Genomic DNA, 20542 nt, shown 5'->3' on the forward strand with positions numbered 1-20542 from the left:
GGTTGTCACCCCATCAAATTTTTAGGCAAAACGCAATTTCTTTCAGCTTAGTTTACTCTCGCCGAACTAAAAAAGAGGGATTACAACACACTGGTGTCGCCCACAATAAAAATGGCGGGCAGAAGATACTATTCTCTACCCGCCATTGTGTTTTAAAACTGGGCTGCAACACGATACGTCTGGTTGGAAGCAACGTCCACACCCAAATGTCTCAGGCTATGTGGGATAGCGACTTAGAGCGAGATGAAGTTGTTGGCGGTGATGGTGCTTGCCTGTATGCCCGACAGCACAGCTAAGGTGTTGCCCTGACGCTGAATGAGGGTGTCATTCGTATTCAGGGCAGTGCCTTGCACGATCGAGAGCCTGTTAAAGCCCAAGCCCGCTGGCAGTGCAATCAGATCAGTACCATTCTCGAAGTCGGCGATAGTCTGTGTGCCACCTCTTGTAAGTACAAACGTGTCGGCACCTTCACCCCCTTTGAGAAAATTGTTGCCTCTACCGCCTCTCAAAAAATCGTCGCCAGCACCACCATCGATGTAGTCATCGGCTTGAGTACCCCGCAGGCGATCGTCGCCATCAGTGCCCTCATAGATTTGAATGTTTAGCCCTGCCAAGCCGACCCGTGGATCGAGATTAAGAGGTTGTCCCAGTTGCAGTAAGACAATCTCGCTGTTGTCGATCGCGGGTGGGCGACCGACGGAGAACGGATAGTTATTGTCGTTTGCTACCAGGATCGTGTTGGCATCAATGACGAGGACATCCTCGATCGTTTGGAACGGCATAGTGTAAGTGGTGCTACCGTCTTTGTTGAGATCGTTGGGGTCTGTAATATTCAACAGGTTGGCAATTTCCGTTTTGGCAACGAAACCATTCGTATCCTGCTGGGAGAAATCGACCTTAAAGATCTTCTTGAACTGAGCCGCACTCGCCTGGTTTTCGTCCCGCTCAATCACCAGATACTCGTGATCGTTGACGACGGTAAAATCACCGATCGCGTTTGCCGAGTTTTCGAGCTTATAATAGCCCACCAGTCCCTCAAATTGCTTGCTTGCCAGATCAAACTCATAGATCCGCAGTGCGCCGACTGGATCGCCCACAACGGTTCCTTCGAGCAAAGGATACAGCGTGGATTTGTCAGGACTGATTGCCAGCCCTTCAAAGCCTTTGGAGCGACCTAAGTTCGCCACAACCAGGTTGCCGTAGTACGGCTGATTGGGATCGGTGTTATAGGGCAGGTTTGGGTTGTAGTTGTTGTTGTCACTGGGCTGGTAGCCTGTACCCGCAAAGTAATCGTTGACCAGCACGTTGCGTCCGGTGCCGGGGAAATCGGTGAAGAAGCCATCTACACCCAAATCGATGAACTGCTGGAACTCTTTGGCGGGGTTGTTCTGGTAGTCCGATGCCAGAAAGAAGGAGTCGTTGCGGAGGGTATAGAGGTGTACTAGTAACCCTGCGCTGTGAGCATCCTGGATCAACGCGGTCGGAGCGCCCAGCACGCGATCGGCATCGCTGATCTGGTTGTCGCCGTTGAGGTCATCGGGCAACCCATCGTTGTTGCGATCGACCGTGCTGGCAGGCACAATCAGGCGCTTATCGGGGCCAATCCCATTCGCATAGGTGGCGACTTCTTTCAAGCCATTGGCTGTGATCAGGTCGGCGTAGGTGCGTTTGTCACCTTTAGCCACGAAGTCGTAGGGGCTACCCGAACTACTGAGCAGTTGAACGATCGACAAATCAATGCCTGCTTTGGGCAGAATGTTTGCGTTCAAGTCCTGGAGGTTGCTGACCTCGAAAGATTGAATATAGATGCGGCTGGGATCGGTGAAGTTGTTCTTCACCAGCGTATCCACAAGAAGCTGACTGGTGTTAAAGCCTTTGTCCGCAAAGTAGGTGGGATGCTTGGTTTCAGGATAGATGCCGATTTTGCGCCCGGTTTCCGTCTCGTATTGCTTCACCAGGTCGATGACTTCCTGGAAGGTGGGCACTTTCAAGCCATCGTTGTCATATTCAGTGCCGCGCAGGGCTGGCAGGCGCTCGATCGCGTTCAGGGTCTTGATTTCTGCTAGAGTGAAGTCCTCAGCAAACCAGCCTTTTACCGCAACGCCATCCAAAATTTTGGTGGTGAGGCGATCGGCAAACTCTGGATGCTTGTAAACATCGGTGCTGGTGTTGGTTGTGTTAAGGGTGCCATCGACATTCAGGACTGCCAGCATCGGTTCGTGACGGGCAATCAGCACGCCATCTTTAGTAACCACCAGATCGGGTTCAATAAAATCGGCTCCACCCGCGATCGCCACTTTGTAGGATGCCAGGGTGTGTTCTGGACGTTCCCCCGATGCACCGCGATGCCCAATGACGATCGGTGCTTTGCCTGTGAGCGTATCGAATGATGGCTGTTTGAGCACATCGGGATTTTGAGGCGATCGGACAAAGGGCGAACCGATCTGATCGCGCACCAGGTCGCCCGTGCCAGGGAAGTCATCAAAAAAGCCATCCACACCCAGATTGACGAACTGGCGCAACTCCAACTCAGGATTGCCGTTGTAATCAGATGCGAGGTAGCGACCTTCATTACGGAAGGTGTAAGGATGCACCAGCAAACCTGCTGTGTGGGCATCGCTCACCAGAGATGTGGGCGCTAAGGTCACTTTATCGGCATCATTGATGACACCATCGCCATTGAGGTCATCTGCCTTGCCATCACCGTTCTTATCAACGATTTTGACAGACACAATCATGCGCTTCCAGGGGCCAATGCCATCGGCGTAGGTGGCAATTTCTGCCAGTCCTGCTGGAGTTTGCAAATCGGCATAGGTGCGTGTGTCGCCTGCAACCGCGAAGTCGTAAGGACGGGCATTCACATCCTCGTACAGCAAGGTGCCATTGTCCGCTACGTCATAGGCATCGAGCAACTGGACGAGGGGAATGTCAACCCCAGCACCCGGCATGATGGTGTCGTGCAGCGCTTTCAGGTTGCTGACTTCAAAGGACTGAATGTAGATGCGGCTGGCGTCTATGAAGTCGTTCTTGACCAAGTTGTCAATGAGCAGTTGGCTGGTATCGTAGCCTTTCTCTAGAAAATAAGTAGGATGCTTGGTTTCGGGATAGATCCCAATTTTTTTGCCCGCCTCTTGCTCGGTCTGCTTCACTAGCGCGATGATTTCATCCAGCGTGGGAATTTCAAACACCCCGTTGAAGGTCTGTTCGCGAAACGGCAGCCGCTCGATCGCTCGCAGAGTTTTGATTTCAGCCAGAGTGAAATCTTCGGCAAACCAGCCTGTCACTGGAGCACCATCCAAGAGTTTGGTGGTTTTGCGATCGGCAAATTCAGGGCGGCTAGCAACATCCGTCGTCCCAGAGATCTCTGGTTCGTGACGAGCAATCAGCACACCGTCCTTCGTGACTACCAAGTCGGGTTCGATGAAATCTGCGCCGCGCTGAATGGCTAGTTTGTAGGACTCCAGCGTATGTTCGGGGCGATCGCCGCTGGCCCCCCGATGCCCAATCACAATTGGTGCCTGTCCGTTTAATGTGTTGAGGCTAACGGGGTTTGGGGTGGCAATCGGCGCATCCAGCAGTTTGCCCGTGCCGTCAAAATGAAGCAGAAAGGGGCCAAATTCTTCGCCGACCCAGATCGTGCCGTCTGCTGCGATGACGAAGGATTCAACATCGAAGTCTGCACCTGTGAGGGCACGATCGCTCGTCCCTTCATTTGTAATCTTAAAGGGGATTTTGTTGTCGGGGTCGCGGAGTTGAATAAAATTTCCAACCTTCACGCTGCCATCACCAGAGGCTTCTGCCCCCTGCAAACTGGGGTCAACTTGATAAAGCCGCAGCAGAAAATCGGCGCTATTGCCCTTAGCACCAAAGCCGTTGTCTGGCAAAAACCAGAAGCGCTTTTGATCAGCGAACTGTACGCCGCTAAAGCCCTGTACAGGCTGACCAGGGAAAGGCCCCGTGCGACCGTTGCCAACAATCCCACCGTTTCCGGCTGGAGGCCCCTCTGCGAACGTGTCGGCTGGGAGCGAGGCAAAGCCCTTGAGAGTTACGTCTGCCATAGTGTTAGAGGTGTTTAGTGGTAGATGAATGGGGCGATCGATGCGCTAGGGCGCGTCATCAATGAAGCTCAGAAACCTTGCGTATCAGCCTTACCGCGCCCGTCCTCACAAACAAGGCTAGGGGCTGGAACTCTTGCTGTCAGCTATGTGGATGAATCATTGATGACAGGCTCTAGTAAAACGAATGTAAAAGCGCCCTGATGCCATCGCGTCTGCTCTGAGGTTCAAGCGGGATTGGTTGAAGCGCAGACGGATGGAGTTGCCCAACTTCCATACATCCCACGACGACTTTAAGGAAACTCCACCGGGACTTTAAGGCGTGTCTAACATGCTGTTAAAAGAGCCAGTAATTTTACGGAAGTGAAGGTGTGTAGTTTTGTTGCGTATCGTCGGCGTCGATCGCGGCGAAGGTAGGGCGATCGGTTGAGAAGGTTCCGGTAGCCGTCGTTACCCCATAGGAGTCAAGCTGATTACGTTACAGTTGGGAAGCGCCTTCTTTTCGGGCATGTTTCTCCACTGGCTCTACCTCTATGACTGACTCGATCGCCCCCCCAACGAAGTCCGATCGCCCCCCGCGAAACCGTGTACGCGAAACCGACTGGCGCTTGTTTATGCGATTGGCCGAGTACGGGTTGCGAGACAAGCGCTTGTTAGCCTGGTCGTTTGCGCTGTTGGTGCCCACCGCGATCGCGGGAGCCATGCAGCCGATTTTGATTGGTGAAGCCATTTCTCTCATTCGCCAGGAACCAACCACCTGGTCGTTTCTGCGTCAGATGTCTCTTACGGACGGCATCAACCTTTTGGCGGGGTTACTGCTGCTCACCTTGATTTTGCGAACCATTTTCGACGCACGACAGGGATTTCTCGTACAGAAAATGGGGCAGCGTATTACGGCAGACATTCGCGCCGATTTGTTTCATCACGTCACGTCGCTGGCAATGCGCTTCTTCGATCGCACCCCGGTGGGTCGGTTGATTACTCGCCTGACCAGCGATGTGGAAGCGTTGGGTGATGTGTTTTCCACAGGCGCGATCGGTATTTTGGGCGATTTGTTTTCGATCATCGTGATTGCGATCGCCATGTTCCTTCTGCAATGGCAACTGGCGCTGTTGCTGACCGCCATGCTCATTCCAGCGACGATACTGATTGTTTATTTTCAGCAGCAGTACCGCAAAGCCAACTATAAAGCACGAGAAGAACTGTCTACATTGAACTCCACCCTACAAGAAAACATTGTGGGTATTAATGTGGTACAGCTTTTTCGTCGCGAAGCTTTTAATGCTGACCTGTTCCGCACCATCAATCAGCGCTACATCAAAGAGGTGGATAAAACCATCTTTCACGATTCCGCCATTTCTGCCACGTTGGAATGGATCTCGCTGGCTGCGATCGCCGCTGTGCTCTATCTGGGTGGGTTTTTCATCATCGGTAAAACGCTCAATTTGGGGCAACTCTCAACCTTTATCCTCTTCTCCCAACGCCTTTTCGATCCGCTGCGCCAGTTTGCCGAGAAGTTCACCGCTATTCAAGCGGGGTTCACGGCAGTAGAGCGGGTCAGCGATATCTTTAATGAGCCGATCGACATCCGTGATCCAGAACATCCCAAAACCTTGAGTAGCAGCCCTGAAGCGACGACAGGCGAAATTCGGTTTGAGCATGTCTCCTTTGCTTATAAAGAAGGCGAATACGTGCTGCGAGACCTCAACTTCACCATTCGACCGGGTGAAAAAGTGGCGTTGGTCGGCCCCACAGGTGCAGGTAAAAGTTCCATCATCCGCCTGCTAAGTCGCCTGTATGAGACGACGGAAGGCTGCATTTTGGTGGATGGGGTGAATATTCGCGATCTGCCCCAAACGGAACTGCGCCGTCACATGGGGGTGATTTTGCAAGATGGCTTTGTGTTTGCAGGCGATGTGAAAAGCAACATTACGCTGGGCGAAACCTATCCCTTTGCAGCCATTCAATCGGCAGCGGAACGCACCAATGTTTCTGCCCTGATTGAACAACTACCGCAAGGGTATGACACGCCTCTGCGCGAACGAGGCACCAACCTGTCAGGTGGACAAAAGCAACTGCTCGCCTTTGCCCGCGCTGCCATCCGTGAACCGCGTATTCTGGTACTGGATGAAGCCACCGCGAGTTTAGATGTGGGTACTGAGGTGCTGATTCAAGATGCACTGGATCATTTGCTGGAAAACCGTACAGCCATTATCATTGCGCATCGGTTGTCTACCATTCGCAACTGCGATCGCATCCTGGTTCTCAAGCGCGGTCAACTCGTCGAATCGGGTAGCCACGAAGAACTGCTCAGCTTGGGTGGACTGTACGCCAGCCTGTATCAATTACAACTACTGGAAACGTAATACCAGTTGTCAGTTTTGAGTTTTGAGTAGCGCTATGCGCCGCGTTGCTAGAGAGTTTTGAGTGCCCGAACCTGCATGGAATCGTTGGCTAGAGTGCATTATCTGTAGCTCAATGAAAGGGAAACGGTATAACATGGCAACCGAGTTGCTTTGCCTTCCCCTCATACTAATTTGATTTGTGAATGCGACAGATGCGATCCCCCTGCCTTCGGCATCACTCTTGAATAAGGGGGACTGAGCAGGGTGGTTTCATACAAGGAAATCAAATGAGCAACGGATGGTAAACCGATGAAACGGCTGGGTTAGGTGGCTTTTTGTTTGGGTTATCTGTTTCATCCGCTCCACAATCTGTTGCCAATCTTTTTTCTTCTGATACATGAAACCACTCTGCTTATGCAAGGGAGACTGAGGGAGATCAGTTCGGGACAAAATCTGTCACGGAGTCTGTTTAAATTGGTATCACTTATCACCCGCTATAACTGAACAATGTCTTCTCCCCAGAGGATGAACAAAGAGTCTTTCATTTGGCTTAAATTGAGCGGTCACTTTCGTTTAAAAGTGCTAAATTCACAGGGAGATTCAGCCCACTTTGGGAGGCTTCATGCTGAAGCAACGCAAAATCCAGATCGGTTTGGGGTTAGCGGCACTCAGTGCACTCGTCGTTGGCGCGGCAATCCCAATCTTTAAACACGGTCAACAAGACGCATCACCGATCGCGCTCGATACCGCAACTGCCGTCAGTGATAGCCACAAGCCCGTGAGCGCTTTCAAAGCGCTGCCGCCAGCCCAACGCACCAAAGCCTTAGAGACGGTTGCTGCCAGAGGCAAAGACTCGTTAGAACGCAACCGTGCGCGCTACCTGCTGGCATCCGAATTGCTGGCAAAGGAACAGGGCAAACAAGCCCTTGAAGCGCTGCAAGGGTTAGAAACCAGCTACCCGGTGCTGGCAGCGCATGTCTTAAAGCAGCGGGCACAAGCCTATGGGCAACTGGGCGATCGCGCCAAGGCTCAGGCCACCTGGCAACAACTGCTCAAAGACTATCCTAAAAATCCGGTCGCAGCCGAGGCACTAGCAGCCCTGGGGCAAGACAATCCACGGTATGCAGAGCAGGCGATCGCCCAGTTTCCGGCACACCCCAGCACGATCGAGTTAGTGCAGCAACGCCTCAAGCAAAATCCCAAACAGCCCCAACTGCTCTTGCTCATTGTCAAGCATGCCCTCTACGCTCAAAATTACCTGGCTGTGCTGGATACGTTAACCAGTCAGTATGCGGCTCAGCTAGGGCCAGCGGATTGGGAAGCGATCGCCTTTGGCTATTGGGAAAAACAGGTCTACGGGAAGGCAGGAGCCGCTTATGCCCGTGCACCCTACACAGCCCGCAACGCCTACCGCATTGGTCGAGGCTTGCAGTTGGGTGAAACAGGAGGGGCCACTCAAGCCTACCAGCGTGCCGTACAGGCATTCCCAAACGCTAGCGAAACCGCTCTGGCACTCCTGCGTCTCGCTAAAATTACCGAACCGGGGCAAGCGATCACGTATCTCGATCAGGTAGAGAAGCGCTTTCCAGCCAAAGCGGGCGAGGCATTGCTCGAAAAAGGCAAGATCCTGGAGCAGCAAAATAGTCTCAAGTATGCGACAGCCGTTCGTCAAACGCTGCTGACGCGATATGGCAAATCCGATGCAGCCGCAACCCTACGATGGACATTAGCCCAGGAGCGAGGAGCCGCCAACGACCCTCAATCGGCTCGTGTGTGGGCAGAGTCTCTGATGACGCACAACCCCAACAGCGAAGAAGCACCAGAAGCCACGTTTTGGAGCGGCAAGTGGGCAGAACAGTTGGGTAAAGAGAACGAAGCCAGAGCAGCCTATGAGCAAGTGCTGCAACGCTACCCACAATCGTACTACGCGTGGCGATCGGCCTCCCGGCTGGGTTGGCAGGTCGGCGATTTTAACAGTGTGCGTCAGCTAAAACCCGAAGTCGCTCGCCCCACCGCTCGCCCTGAGTTGCCCGTTGGCTCAGCCGTGCTCAAAGAATTGTTTCAGCTAGGGCAAGACCGCGAGGCGTGGAAGCTTTGGCAGGTCGAATTTCAAACCCCCATGCAGCCATCCGTCGCAGAACAGTTTACCGATGGAGTCATGCGCCTTGGCGTTGGCGATTATCTTGATGGGATCTTTATGGTGTCCTTCTTGAGTGAACGAGACAAGCCCGAAGAGCAGTCGCAGTATCGATCGCTCAAACAGCAAGCCTCTTACTGGCAAGCGCTCTATCCCTTCCCCTTCCTGGAACCGATCGAAACCTGGTCACAAGAACGGCAGCTCAACCCTCTGTTAGTAACCGCCCTCATCCGTCAAGAATCGCGCTTTATGCCCGGTATTCGATCGAGCGTGGGAGCCACTGGCCTGATGCAGGTCATGCCCGATACCGGAGCCTGGATCGCCAAGCAAATTAAGCTCAAGCAGTACCAACTGAACGATCCTGACGACAACATCAAGCTTGGCACCTGGTATCTAGACTATACCCATCAAGAATACGGTGGGAATTCCATGCTGGCAGTGGCAAGCTACAATGCAGGGCCAGGAGCCGTCGGAGGTTGGCTAGCCAAAGCAGGGCAGCAAGATCCAGATGTTTTCGTCGAAAAAATCCCCTACGACGAAACGAAAGGCTATGTCAAATCAGTATTCGAGAACTACTGGAACTACCTGCGGCTTTACAATCCCGAAATCGCGCAAAAAGTTGCCCAGGCATCCAAAGAGCAACCCACTATCACAACACCCGACTCATGATTGTCAGCCAGGAAAAATAACGAGACACTACTTCATGATTGTTTAACCCTTCCTTAAGACAAACCGCAGTTTTTGAGTCGGTTCATAGAACGATCCCCACAATCAATGACATAGCTATTCCAGTGCGTTGACCGTTCGGTTCTCCTCCTGGAAGGCGGCTGACTGGCTTTGACTTCAGGCTTGACCAAAAGCCGTTCCCGTTTAAGCCAGCCCATTGTTGTTTAGCATTTGCTGGCGAGGAATTTATGAACGAGAACGTCTTGTTGGGAACCCGAAACGTGGCGATCGTGGGTCCCTATCTCAGCGGTAAAACGACCTTATTGGAAAGCATTCTGTCTGTTACCAATGCTGTCACGCGCAAAGGCAAAGTCCAGGACAAAAATACCGTCGGAGATAGCAGCCCAGAAGCCCGCGATCGCCAGATGTCTGTAGAAATCAACGCCGCCAGTACTCAGTACGACGGCGTTCGTTTTACGTTCCTGGATTGCCCTGGTTCGATTGAATTTGCTCAAGAAACCTGTCATGCGCTCATTGGGGTGGATGCGGTGGTGGTGGTGTGTGAACCCGTGGCCGATCGAGTGCTCACCCTGGCTCCACTGTTCAAATTTTTAGACGACTGGCACCTTCCTCATCTGGTGTTTATCAACAAAATGGATCGAGCCGATGTCGCGTTTACCGATGTTCTGCAAGCGCTCAAAAAAGTGTCCAGTCGTCCGCTAGTCGCCCACCAATACCCGATCGGGCAGGGTGAAAAGCTGGCGGGATTCATTGATCTGGTCACCGAGCAAGCCTATCACTATCATCCCGGTGCTCCAGCCGATCCGGTGCCGTTACCCGAATCGCTGCGTGAGCAAGAGCAGGCGGCCCGTGCCGAAATGTTAGAAACCCTGGCAGAATTTGACGATCATCTGCTTGAGGAATTGCTAGAGGATATTGAACCACCGCAAGAAGAAATCCTGCAAGACTTGAAGCTGGAACTGGGGGCTGACCAGATCGTACCCGTATTCATTGGCGTGACCGATCGCGATTTTGGTGTGCGTCCCCTGCTCCAGGCACTCTTACGCGAGGCACCTGAGCCTGAAACGACCGCCGACTACCGAGGCATTTCCCTTCATACGGCTGCTCCACTGGCGCAGGTATTGAAAACCTACTACACTCCTCAGGGCGGTAAGCTCTCGTTAGTACGCGTTTGGCAAGGGACGTTGACCGATGGCATTGTCCTCAATGGCGTGCGGGTTGGCGGCATCTATCGTCTCATGGGTCACCAGCAGCAGAGTCTGACCACTACCGTTGCGGGAGAAATCGTGGCGCTGGGTCGTCTGGATGGCATTAAAACAGGTGATACGCTCACCACCGATCAGTCGCTTGCCAGTGAATTGCCCAAAGCCGAGCGGATGGCACCTGTGTTTGCCCTGGCGATCGCCGCTGAAAAGCGCAGTGATGAAGTGAAGCTGAGCGGTGCCCTCACCAAGCTGCTGGAAGAAGACCCCGCTCTCGCGTGGGAACAAAACGATGCCACCCATGAAATTATTCTATGGGGACAGGGTGAAATTCATCTTCAGGTGGCCCTCGATCGCCTCAAGCGCAAGTACAACCTGCCCATGCACACCCACCGACCCCAGGTGCCTTACAAGGAAACCATTCGTAAGACCAGGAGCGTGCACGGGCGGTACAAACATCAAACGGGTGGACACGGGCAGTTTGGCGATGTCTACCTCGATATCCAACCGCTGCCGCGTGGGCATGGCTTTAACTTTAGCGAGAAAATTGTGGGTGGAGTGGTGCCGCGCCAATACATTCCTGCCGTTGAAACGGGTGTCCGCGAATACCTGATTCACGGCCCACTTGGGTTTCCGATCGTGGATGTGGCTGTCACGCTCACCAATGGTTCCTACCACTCAGTCGACAGTTCTGAGCAGGCGTTTAAGCAAGCCGCGCGGGTAGCCATGCAGGAAGGCATCGTACAGTGCGAACCCACTTTGCTAGAACCCATCCTGAACGTGGCGATTTCAGTACCAGCGGAGTTTACGGCAAAGGTGCTGCGGCTGGTCAGTGGCCGACGTGGGCAAATTCTTGGCTATGATGCTAAAGCCAACTGGTATGGCTGGGATCAAGTGGCTGCTCACATGCCGCAGGCAGAAATCCATGACCTGATTGTGGAACTGCGATCGCTCACGTTAGGGGTCGGCTTCTTTCACTGGCAGTATGACCACCTACAAGAAGTGCCTGAGAAGCTTGCCGAACGCGTCCGCACCAGCGCTCACACGAACAGTAAGTGATTGTGGCTTATTGTTTCTAGGTCTTAAGGGAACGCGTTCATGAGCACGATCGTGTTCCCTTGCCCTCTGGTATGACGCAAACCTCGGAGGTTTTCACCAAATCAAGCACTGTGACCCATGTTGTAGCTTAAACCTCTGAGGCTTTAGTCAAAATGATTTCACGGCGGATGGTTCTAATGGCGCACCTGATCTGCCCACGGAGTCAACCATTGTGATAACCATTTCAAGGCATAGTCAATCACTAACCCAATCAACCCAATGAAAGCGATGCAAAATAAAACTTTCTCAGTTTGCAAGAAGCGCTGAGCCTGGATAATCTTAAAGCCCAAACCATTTTGGGAGGCGACCAGTTCAGCAATGACGAGAAAGTTCCATGCCCCTGAGATATTCACTCGCAGGGTATCTAACACGCTTGGAAATGTAGCTGGAATAATCACTTTAAACACCACTCCCCATCGAGGTGCACCCATTGTGTAAGCGACATTAATCATCTCATTGGGGATGAATTTAACGGCATCGGCAACCATAATGGCGTTATATAGCACTGCACCCAGCATAATGATGAGAATTTTTGAGGGTTCACCTAGCCCTAACCAGATCACAATCAACGGCACAAAGCCAGTTACAGGCATATAGCGCACGGTGCCAACAATAGGCGCAAACAGGCTTTCCATGCTGTAAAACGTTCCCATCGCTAAGCCGATCGGCACACCAATGATGGCAGCAACAATAAACCCAGCTAAAACGCGAAGACTGCTGGCAATTACGTCTGCAATTAAGTTGTCTTCCGCAAACATTTTGTAACCCGCCGCCAGCACCGCAGCAGGAGAGGGCAAAAAGATCGGCGGTACAAGCTGTAGTGAGCTGACAACGCTCCAAATCAATAACGGCACCAGTAGAGCAGAGACAACAAGGGCAACTGCTAAGCGCTTAGGAAAGCCCTGACGGATGCTCCAAAATATAGAAGGTTCGAGGTAACGATATTGTCGGATGGTGGGTTCTGGGTTAGCAGGGCTGAAGGGTGTCATGGGGATGGTTATTTTAGAAGAACTTGAGATAGCGTTGAATTTCCCAGTCAGAAACGTGCGTGTGGTATTCTTCCCATTCCTGAGATTTGAAATCAATGTAGGTTTTGTACATCAGAGAACCCATCACTTTTTCGCTGAAAGGGTCGCTGGCAAAGGCGGTGATCGCTTCCCCTAAATTACGCGGCAGAAACCGAATGCCCATGTCTGCGAGTTGCTCCAGGGAGTAGTTATACATATTTTCGGTGTGAGGATCGCCGGGATCGAGGTCTTCCCGAATGCCTTCTAATCCAGCAGCGAGAATCATTGCCGCGCCCAAGTACAGGTTGCTGGAAATATCAGCGGCACGGCATTCCACTCGTCCTCCTGCCAGGGGAATACGGAGCATATTGGTGCGGTTGTTGTTGCCATAGCAGACATAAACAGGTGCCCAGGTAAAGCCAGACATACTGCCTCTAGCCACCAGCCGTTTGTAACTATTGACGGTAGGCGCAATGGTGGCACAAATGGCAGGCGCATGGCGAAGGATGCCCGCAATAAACTGATAGCCCAGCTTAGAAAGCTTGCAGCCACGCGGATCTTCAGCATCATAGAAAAGATTTTCGCCCGTATTCATGTCTGCCAGGGACATATTGTAGTGGGCCCCGCTACCTGTGCGGTTGGCGAATGGTTTGGGCATAAAGGTGGCAAAGAACCCATGCTTACGAGCAATTTCTTTAACCATCAACCGAAAGAAGGTGAAGCGATCGGCCATTTTGAGCGCATCACAGTACATGAAATCAGTTTCAAACTGTCCGTTACCATCTTCGTGGTCAAAGGAGTAAACATCCCAACCCAGGCTGTTCATGGCCTCCACAATTTCTGTCACCCAGGTGTAGTTATCCAACAGTCCTTGCAGGTCATAGCAGGGTTTGGCAAGGGTGTCGCGATCGCTCACAGGCACCGCTTTCCCATTTTCGTCTTTTAAAATAAAAAACTCAGTTTCAATTCCTAAATTGAAGATAAACCCCATCGCGGCAGCGTCTGCCAGCACCCGCTTAAGAATGCTACGACAGCAGGCTTCAAAAGGCTTTCCCTGCAAATGTAAATCGCTGGCAAACCAAACCATCTCTGAGTTCCAGGGCAGAATGGTAGCAGAATTAGGGTCAGGATAGGTGGCGACTTCTTCATCACTTACATCCTGTGGAACACCATCAAGTGCTGCTCCGGTGAAGAGTTCTGAGCCTTCCATCATTTGCCCGAAATGGGATAAGGGCACCGATTTGGCTTTGCACATGCCATGAATGTCCACAAAGCTGGCAAGGGCATATTTTACGCCCTTCGCCGCCAGGGAATCTTTTAATGCCTGGAGTTCTGGAGTAAGAGATTCAGTCATATTGATTGGAAGTGGGAGATTGAAGGTGGGTTTAGAGGTACGAATTAGCAAGATTGAGGATTGAGTAGAAGCGGTTTTTTAGCCACTGAAAATTGTCGTCAATACCTAGAACGTGCTTTAAACCCTTTCACTATGCTGCTTTCCCGCCCGTGATTGCAAATCCGGGCTAATAGCAGGAAGTCCACTAAAGGGACTCAAGACCAGCAGTCCCTTTAGTGGACTTGGCTCTGTGAGCGCGAACTTACAGTTCAGCGCGGAGACGCAACGCAGTGGAGAAGTTTTAAAGCACTGCCCAGTACCGGGCTTCTGTAGGCTATTCATTGAGATATTTCTTAGTTGACTTCTTAAGTACTCGGAAATAGATTCCAAAAATAGTCAATGATAGAAACAAATAGATTAACGAATAAATAACTTTGAAAAAGATTAAAATTAAAAACGGTATGACAGTAGTTGCAAGCGCAAAGATTAGAAGAAACGCGGCAAACGTCACCCTATAGCTGGCAAGAAGTTTTGCTTCTTTTTCAAGATTTAGGTTAAAGACCCTTGAGCTTTCTAACTCATTCAATTCTTTTCTAAGTTCTTTCTCATAGCCCTGGAGATTATCTGCAAAGAAAATGATGAAGGATTGTTTAATCAGATTCCAAAAGCCGATAATCGCAATTACTAGCAGAAGACTGAGAAACCCTAAAAATAAGAGTCCACTATAGTCAATTTTGGGGTTTGCCAGCACAATAAAATCTACGATCGGCTTCCAAAGCGCGATCGTAGCGCCGATGACTCCCATCAATTTGAAGTCATCAAAAGCACTTCTAATGTATTCTTCTGCTTGTTGGCTTAAGCGCACATATTCTTTGTAAAGATAATTCAGTCTTTGCTCAGGGTTCATATTTTTCTTGCAATGGGTTTCTGCTGCTCATAAAAGATTGAAGTCATCATAAATGCCTATTAATCAACATGACAGTAGATTATCCACGACTGACGCAAAACCTCCAGAGTCTTCTTAAAACCAGTCGTTATGGATCAGTCTCAATCAGGTGTTGGAGGGGGCAATTCCTCCAGGGGGGTTCCTTCGGTCAGAGCCTGCTTCAGTTGAGTGCTGAGTTCATCAATGCAAAGTTGCAGGATCTGTTCGCCCAAGGCACGATCGCCCTTGCTGGGAGAACCCACTGCTCCGTGGACGCTTTCGTGATTGACGGTATAAGCAAAAAAGCAACCAGCAGAGCGATCGGGTTCGTCCAGTGCTTTATCCATCTGCACTAGATCGGGACGCAGCGCCAGCATGACAGATGTTTCAGCACAGTTGGCATGAAAGTTTGCGGCATCCTGGTGATAGAACTGATGGATTCGAGGTGAGATTTCCCACAACGATCGCAGCGCAATGCGTAAATCGGGGTAGGTATGGCGAACGTTTTCCAACCCACAGCGCAGGGGTGCCCAATTGGTGACATGCCCGTTGAGCAACAGCAAGCGATGGAATCCAGCACTGTAAACCCATTCGGCAATTTCTACCACAAGTTTTGCCAACGTTTCAGGTCGGAGGGAAAGCGTACCTGCCCACTTTTTAGAATGCCCTAAAGAGCACCCATAGGGCAGTGCGGGCAGCACAGGAATGCCCGTTTGAGCGGAGACTCCATGTGCAACCGCGATCGCCGAAAAGGTATCCACCCCCACGGGCAAATGAAGTCCATGTTGTTCAGTTGCACCAATGGGTAGAATGACCAGATTCGTGCCCTGGTTCCGCAAAGCCGTTAACTGCTCCCAGGTAAGTTCTTCCCACAGTACGGGCTGATTCATCATGCCTGTTTACGATGCTTTCACGATCGAATCATCATAAAGCGATTCAACCTTGAGAGGTTTATCGACAATCTTGAAATCGTAAGCTCCTTTAGCTGTTAATTCCAGATTACCAATCAAGCTATTGGGATTGTTTTTGTCAAACGCGATCGATTTGTTGCCTTCTAAGTCAAAGAGCTTTGCCCCCAAAAGCTGCTGTTTAACGTCATCGCCAGTGATGCCTAACTTCTTGCCTGCAATTTTGAGCGCTTCGGCATCGCTAGCATTCACTAAATCAACCGCTTTATCGATCGCCTTAAAATACGCCTTGATGTCTGCCTGATGCGCTTTGATAAAGCTATCCTTTGCGACAACAACATCGGCAATCAAATTGGTGTCTTTTGTGGAGAAAATGACTTCGCCGCCACCTTGCTTCGCCGCATTGGTCAAGTAAGGCTCATAGGTCACGGCAACATCCACCTGCTTGGCAGCAAACGCGGTAGCGGCATCAGCGGCTGCCATATCTTTAACCACAACATCTTTCTCAGTTAAACTTGCTTTTTTCAAGTAAGCTTCCAGCAGAATTTTTTCAAATAAGACGTTCTCTCGCCCAACCGTTTTCCCTTTCACATCTTGTGGGGACTTAATTCCACGCCCCAAAATGCCATCAGAGCCATTGGAGTAATCCACCAGATAAATCATGCGAATGGATGGGTCTTTGGCTGCCATTTGCACCGCATCGCCTGAAGTGAACCAGGCCAGATCAATTTTGCCTGCTAGAAAGGCTGTAATTTCTTCACTCACGCTTTGGAAAAACTGGTCTTGAACAGTCAGTCCTTGTTCAGAAAAAAAGTTTTTGCCCACAGCAACATGATGCCCAGCATAACCAACCCAGTTGTTAGTGGCAGAAACGATGGGCTGAGAGGCAGACGGGCTAGAACTCGTCGATGAGGTCGGATTGGGTTGTTGCGCGCAAGCAATCGTTAAGGTTAAGGATACAAGCGCCAAGCAAAACAGACGGACGAGGTGAGGCAATTTCAGCATAGAATAATTCTTCAATCAAGCAATAGAACCATAAAACAATGAAACAATGAAATAAGCAAACGCATTAAATGCCCCATTGCATTGAGCTAAGCAGGCTACGTTTTGCTATGCAATGCATGAATGATTTGCCGCTTAATACCGACAAATTCTGGAGACATTTTAATATCCAATTCGCGGTGTTCTGGTAATGGAATCGGCACCTCTAGCTGAATGCGACCGGGGTTTGCAGCCATTACATACACTCGTTGAGAAAGGTAAATTGCCTCCTCGATATCATGAGTAATCATCAGCACAGTAACATGGGTTTTTTCCCACAACTCCAGTAAAAACTGCTGCATCTGCTCTTTGGTTTGAGCATCCAACGCTCCAAACGGTTCATCCATCAATAGCACAGCCGGTTCGTTGGCTAGGGCACGCGCGATCGCCACCCGTTGCTTCATCCCACCAGAGAGCTGCTTTGGATAGCTTTTAGCAAACTTCGTCAGCCCCACAACGTCCAAAAAGTAGCGCACCCGATCGCGCTGCTCGGCGTTTGGCATGTTTTGGAACTGCAAACCAAAGGCCACATTCTGCGCTACCGTTAGCCACGGATACAGGGTATAGCCTTGAAACACCATGCCGCGATCGGAGCCAGGGCGGCCCGTCACAGGTTTACCATCAACTAAAACATCACCAGCAGACGGTGGAACTAAACCAGCAATAATATTGAGCAAGGTCGATTTGCCACAACCCGACGAACCGACCAGACAAACCAATTCTCTAGGAAAAATCTTGAAGTTAATCTCTTGGAGAACGGTTAGCATTTGCTTACCCCGGAGGGGATAAGTTTTGTAAAGATTTTGTACCTGGAGTTTTGCCACGGGTTCTTGGGACAATTCACTAGAGTGATTAACACTCAGAACTTGCTCTAGCATAGGGTGAGAGGAGGATGAACACGCAAGATTAAAATTATTTTCAGGTACAATTAAAGAGGGCTTGATAGAACGGTCAAAAAAAATGAGGAAGCAGCTAAAAACCCGGAAGAGAAGCAGCGATCGCTACAGAACTCTCCCGGGTTTTTATCCCGCCGTGTAATCTATTAAAAGCCTCAGACGCAAGCCTTTCAATGGATCGACCTCTCTCGAACCAGTCGCTACCAGGTTGATAAGCCGGAACCCTAGAAGTCTTTATTCATCAGGACTTACGCAAATTCTCTAAAACTAGCCCCACAGCCCCCAAATTTGGGGGAGCAAGCACTCAAATTCCCCCAGAGTTGGGGGCTTAAAGCCCTTTGGGCATACAAGAAAAGGGGGCGACTGCGTAAGTTCTATTCATAAAGTTTTTCACTCCCAGAAAGCAACTTCCTGGAATGGTGCTAGTTATAACGGCTTAATGTACGCATGATTGTATCAAAAGAAACAAAAGTGCTCAAGCATCATCATAAAACCAGGCAAATCCACTGCAATAAATACGCTGCCATTTGACCCGTTGTAGCTGCCTTTACCCTTAATCAAACTCCCCAGGCAAGATTCGAACTTGCGACCAATCGATTAACAGTCGATCGCTCTACCACTGAGCTACTGAGGAATGCTTTAACGTCGCGGATCTCATAGTATCGATAATTTAGCCCTTTTGACAAGCATCCTGGCACAAAATTTTGATCAATCTAGTGAACGATTCTCCAAACACGCCTTAGAGACCCAGTTCCACTACGCGATCAATTTCATCACAAAGCGGAAGCAAGCCCTGCTCCTACCGTTCTCCCTTCAGGAAAGGTCGCATCAGCGCTTTGGGGTATCCGGCTCGCCTGGACATGATGGTGAGTGCCAGGATGCTAAAAAGATAGGGCAGCATCAAAAACACCTGGTAGGGAATGGTCGCGCCAATTTCCTGCTGTAACCGGAGCTGGATAGCGTCGAACCCGGCGAACAACAAAGCACCAAGCAACGCCTTGAAGGGTTGCCATGAGGCAAAAATGACAAGGGCAATGCAAATCCAGCCACGCCCGTTGATTAAGTTGATAAAGAAGGAATCAAAGGCAGAAAGGGTCAGAAAGGCACCCGCGATCGCCATTAGCCCGCTGCCAGCCATCACTGCACCTGTTCGCACCGTATACACATTGATGCCTTGTGCTTCTGCCGCCTGTGGATTCTCCCCCACCATTCGCACGGCCAACCCCAACGGTGTGAAGTACAGCGCATAGGAGATTATACCGACCGCAAGCAGTGCCAGGTAGGTGAGCGGCGTCTGGGTAAACATGGCTTGACCAATCAGCGGTAGCTGCGAGAGTAGTGGAATCGGGTAGGGCTGAAACGGTGTAATTTTGGGCGGTGTAGTGGCTTGAGGCAGCAACACTCGGTAGAAGAAATACGCCAAGTTTGAGGCCAGTAAGGTGATGCCAATACCCGTGACGTGTTGTGACAGACCCAACCAAACTGTAAACAGGCTGTGCAGCAAGCCAAACGCACAACCGATTCCTGCTGCGAGCAGTACACCAATCCACAGATCGGCTCCCTGATAGACGGCAGCCCAGCCAACCAGTGCACCGATCGTCATGATGCCCTCAATGCCCAGGTTTAAGACACCTGCTCGCTCGCAGAGCAATTCTCCTAAGGTGCCAAAGAGCAGCGGTGTCGCTATCCGGATCGTGGCAGTCCAAAATTCGACACCAAAGAGCAGGTTGAGACTATCCATAGACGTGGCATTACTTCATTTTGTGAGCGATGTTTGTTGGTTCAAGTCTGTCAGCTCAGCACAGTCTATCGCCATCGCAAACGATAACGGGTCAGCAGAATGCTGATGAGCATGCACAGCAGGGAGGCCGATACAATGACATCTGCCAGGTAAGACGGTAAGTTCGCCGATCGACTCATGGCATCAGCACCGACATAGATTGCCGCAATGAAAATGGCCGATCCAAGTACACCGATTGGGTGCAATTGCGCCAGCATCGCTACGATGATGCCGGTGTACCCAAAACCGGGCGACAAATCGAGGCTGAGGTAGCCTTTGAGTCCAGCCACTTCGCTGACGCCACCAAGACCCGCTAACCCGCCACTCAAAAGCGCTGTGGCGAGAATGACACGGTTAATGGGAATGCCCGCAAATTTGGAGGCATGGATGTTTGCCCCGATCGCCTTCATGCGATAGCCCAATACGGAACGACTGTTGAGTACCCACACGACGATCGCGCTTAAAATTGCCACGATTAACCCTAAATGAGTCCGACCCGAAAGCCTGGGTAAGGTGGCCTGATCAATCACTGGCACGGCTTGCGGCCACCCTAAAGCGGAGGGATCTTTCAGCGGGCCTTCTACTAAATAGCTGACAACCAGCAGCACGATGAAGTTGAGTAACAGCGTTGTGACGACCTCATCGACTTGAATCTGCGTTTTGAGGATAGCAGGCAGCAGTAGCAGTATTCCGCCGAAAAGAAAGCCTGTGATCAAGATGAGGGGAATCATCAGGAACGATGGCAGGGTAATGAGTCCGCTACCCACGAGCGTTGCGGCGATCGCACCCGCATACAGTTGCCCCTCTGCCCCAATATTCCAAAATCGCGCCCGAAACGCGATCGCCACACTCAAGCCCGTAAACATCAGTGGCGTTGCCCGTGAAAGCGTTTCTGAAAGCGCAAACTGTGAACCCAACGCTCCTTTTAGCATCACACCATAGGAGTGCAACGCGGGTACACCCGTCCAGGAGACCAGCGGAATGCATAATGCCAGCGCTGCACCAATGGCCGCGATCGGTGCCAGCACGGCTAGAAGAGGAGGAATGTGTTCGCGTTGTTCAAGGTGCATGGAGAAGTGGAGATTTGAGTTTTGAGTTGATTAAGCGGTCAGCGGTCAGCCATCAGCC

The 20542-nt window shown here is 51.1% G+C and carries 12 protein-coding genes, 1 tRNA gene and 1 riboswitch; of the genes, 3 read left to right on the forward strand and 10 right to left on the reverse strand.

Annotated elements, in window-relative coordinates; all coding sequences use genetic code 11:
• Positions 1-233: 233 nt before the first annotated feature.
• Positions 234-4058: a glycerophosphodiester phosphodiesterase family protein gene (locus tag AC5JLP_RS20100; RefSeq protein WP_496069723.1), complete on the reverse strand. Its 3825-nt coding sequence runs from the start codon at positions 4056-4058 to the stop codon at positions 234-236.
• 530 nt (positions 4059-4588) lie between these two features.
• Here AC5JLP_RS20100 and AC5JLP_RS20105 point away from each other — a divergent pair.
• The 3 genes from AC5JLP_RS20105 to AC5JLP_RS20115 all read left to right on the forward strand — a co-directional run bounded on the left by AC5JLP_RS20105 (position 4589) and on the right by AC5JLP_RS20115 (position 11485).
• The gene (locus tag AC5JLP_RS20105) at positions 4589-6421 is read left to right on the forward strand and encodes an ABC transporter ATP-binding protein (RefSeq protein WP_496069724.1); all 1833 of its coding nucleotides are present in this window, start codon (positions 4589-4591) and stop codon (positions 6419-6421) included.
• Positions 6422-7022: 601 nt separating this feature from the next.
• Entirely contained in the window at positions 7023-9206 is a 2184-nt protein-coding gene (locus tag AC5JLP_RS20110; protein ID WP_496069725.1) for a lytic transglycosylase domain-containing protein, read from the forward strand.
• Between the two features lie 245 nt (positions 9207-9451).
• Entirely contained in the window at positions 9452-11485 is a 2034-nt protein-coding gene (locus AC5JLP_RS20115; protein WP_496069726.1) for an elongation factor G, read from the forward strand.
• Positions 11486-11658: 173 nt separating this feature from the next.
• On the opposite strand, the gene AC5JLP_RS20120 is transcribed toward AC5JLP_RS20115, so the two are convergent.
• The 9 genes from AC5JLP_RS20120 to AC5JLP_RS20160 all read right to left on the reverse strand — a co-directional run bounded on the left by AC5JLP_RS20120 (position 11659) and on the right by AC5JLP_RS20160 (position 20484).
• Complete coding sequence (locus AC5JLP_RS20120) at positions 11659-12513, reverse strand: ABC transporter permease (protein WP_496069727.1); 855 nt, start codon at positions 12511-12513, stop codon at positions 11659-11661.
• Between the two features lie 13 nt (positions 12514-12526).
• Complete coding sequence (gene glnT / locus AC5JLP_RS20125) at positions 12527-13885, reverse strand: type III glutamate--ammonia ligase (protein ID WP_496069728.1); 1359 nt, start codon at positions 13883-13885, stop codon at positions 12527-12529.
• 313 nt (positions 13886-14198) lie between these two features.
• Positions 14199-14771, reverse strand: coding sequence for a hypothetical protein (locus AC5JLP_RS20130; protein WP_496069729.1), 573 nt, complete (start codon positions 14769-14771; stop codon positions 14199-14201).
• 140 nt (positions 14772-14911) lie between these two features.
• The gene (locus AC5JLP_RS20135) at positions 14912-15682 is read right to left on the reverse strand and encodes a creatininase family protein (RefSeq protein ID WP_496069730.1); all 771 of its coding nucleotides are present in this window, start codon (positions 15680-15682) and stop codon (positions 14912-14914) included.
• Positions 15683-15688: 6 nt separating this feature from the next.
• Positions 15689-16702, reverse strand: coding sequence for an ABC transporter substrate-binding protein (locus tag AC5JLP_RS20140; RefSeq protein WP_496069731.1), 1014 nt, complete (start codon positions 16700-16702; stop codon positions 15689-15691).
• A 95-nt stretch (positions 16703-16797) separates the two neighbouring features.
• The gene (locus AC5JLP_RS20145; protein ID WP_496069732.1) at positions 16798-17616 is read right to left on the reverse strand and encodes an ABC transporter ATP-binding protein; all 819 of its coding nucleotides are present in this window, start codon (positions 17614-17616) and stop codon (positions 16798-16800) included.
• Between the two features lie 131 nt (positions 17617-17747).
• Positions 17748-17873, reverse strand: a riboswitch (guanidine-I (ykkC/yxkD leader).
• A 323-nt stretch (positions 17874-18196) separates the two neighbouring features.
• Positions 18197-18268: transfer RNA gene (locus AC5JLP_RS20150), tRNA-Asn, on the reverse strand.
• Between the two features lie 165 nt (positions 18269-18433).
• Entirely contained in the window at positions 18434-19375 is a 942-nt protein-coding gene (locus AC5JLP_RS20155) for an ABC transporter permease (protein WP_496069733.1), read from the reverse strand.
• Between the two features lie 65 nt (positions 19376-19440).
• Positions 19441-20484 carry an ABC transporter permease gene (locus tag AC5JLP_RS20160; RefSeq protein WP_496069734.1) on the reverse strand — a complete coding sequence of 348 codons (1044 nt, stop codon included), beginning with the start codon at positions 20482-20484 and terminating at the stop codon, positions 19441-19443.
• Positions 20485-20542 lie beyond the last annotated feature (58 nt).

The organism is Stenomitos rutilans (assembly GCF_059505485.1).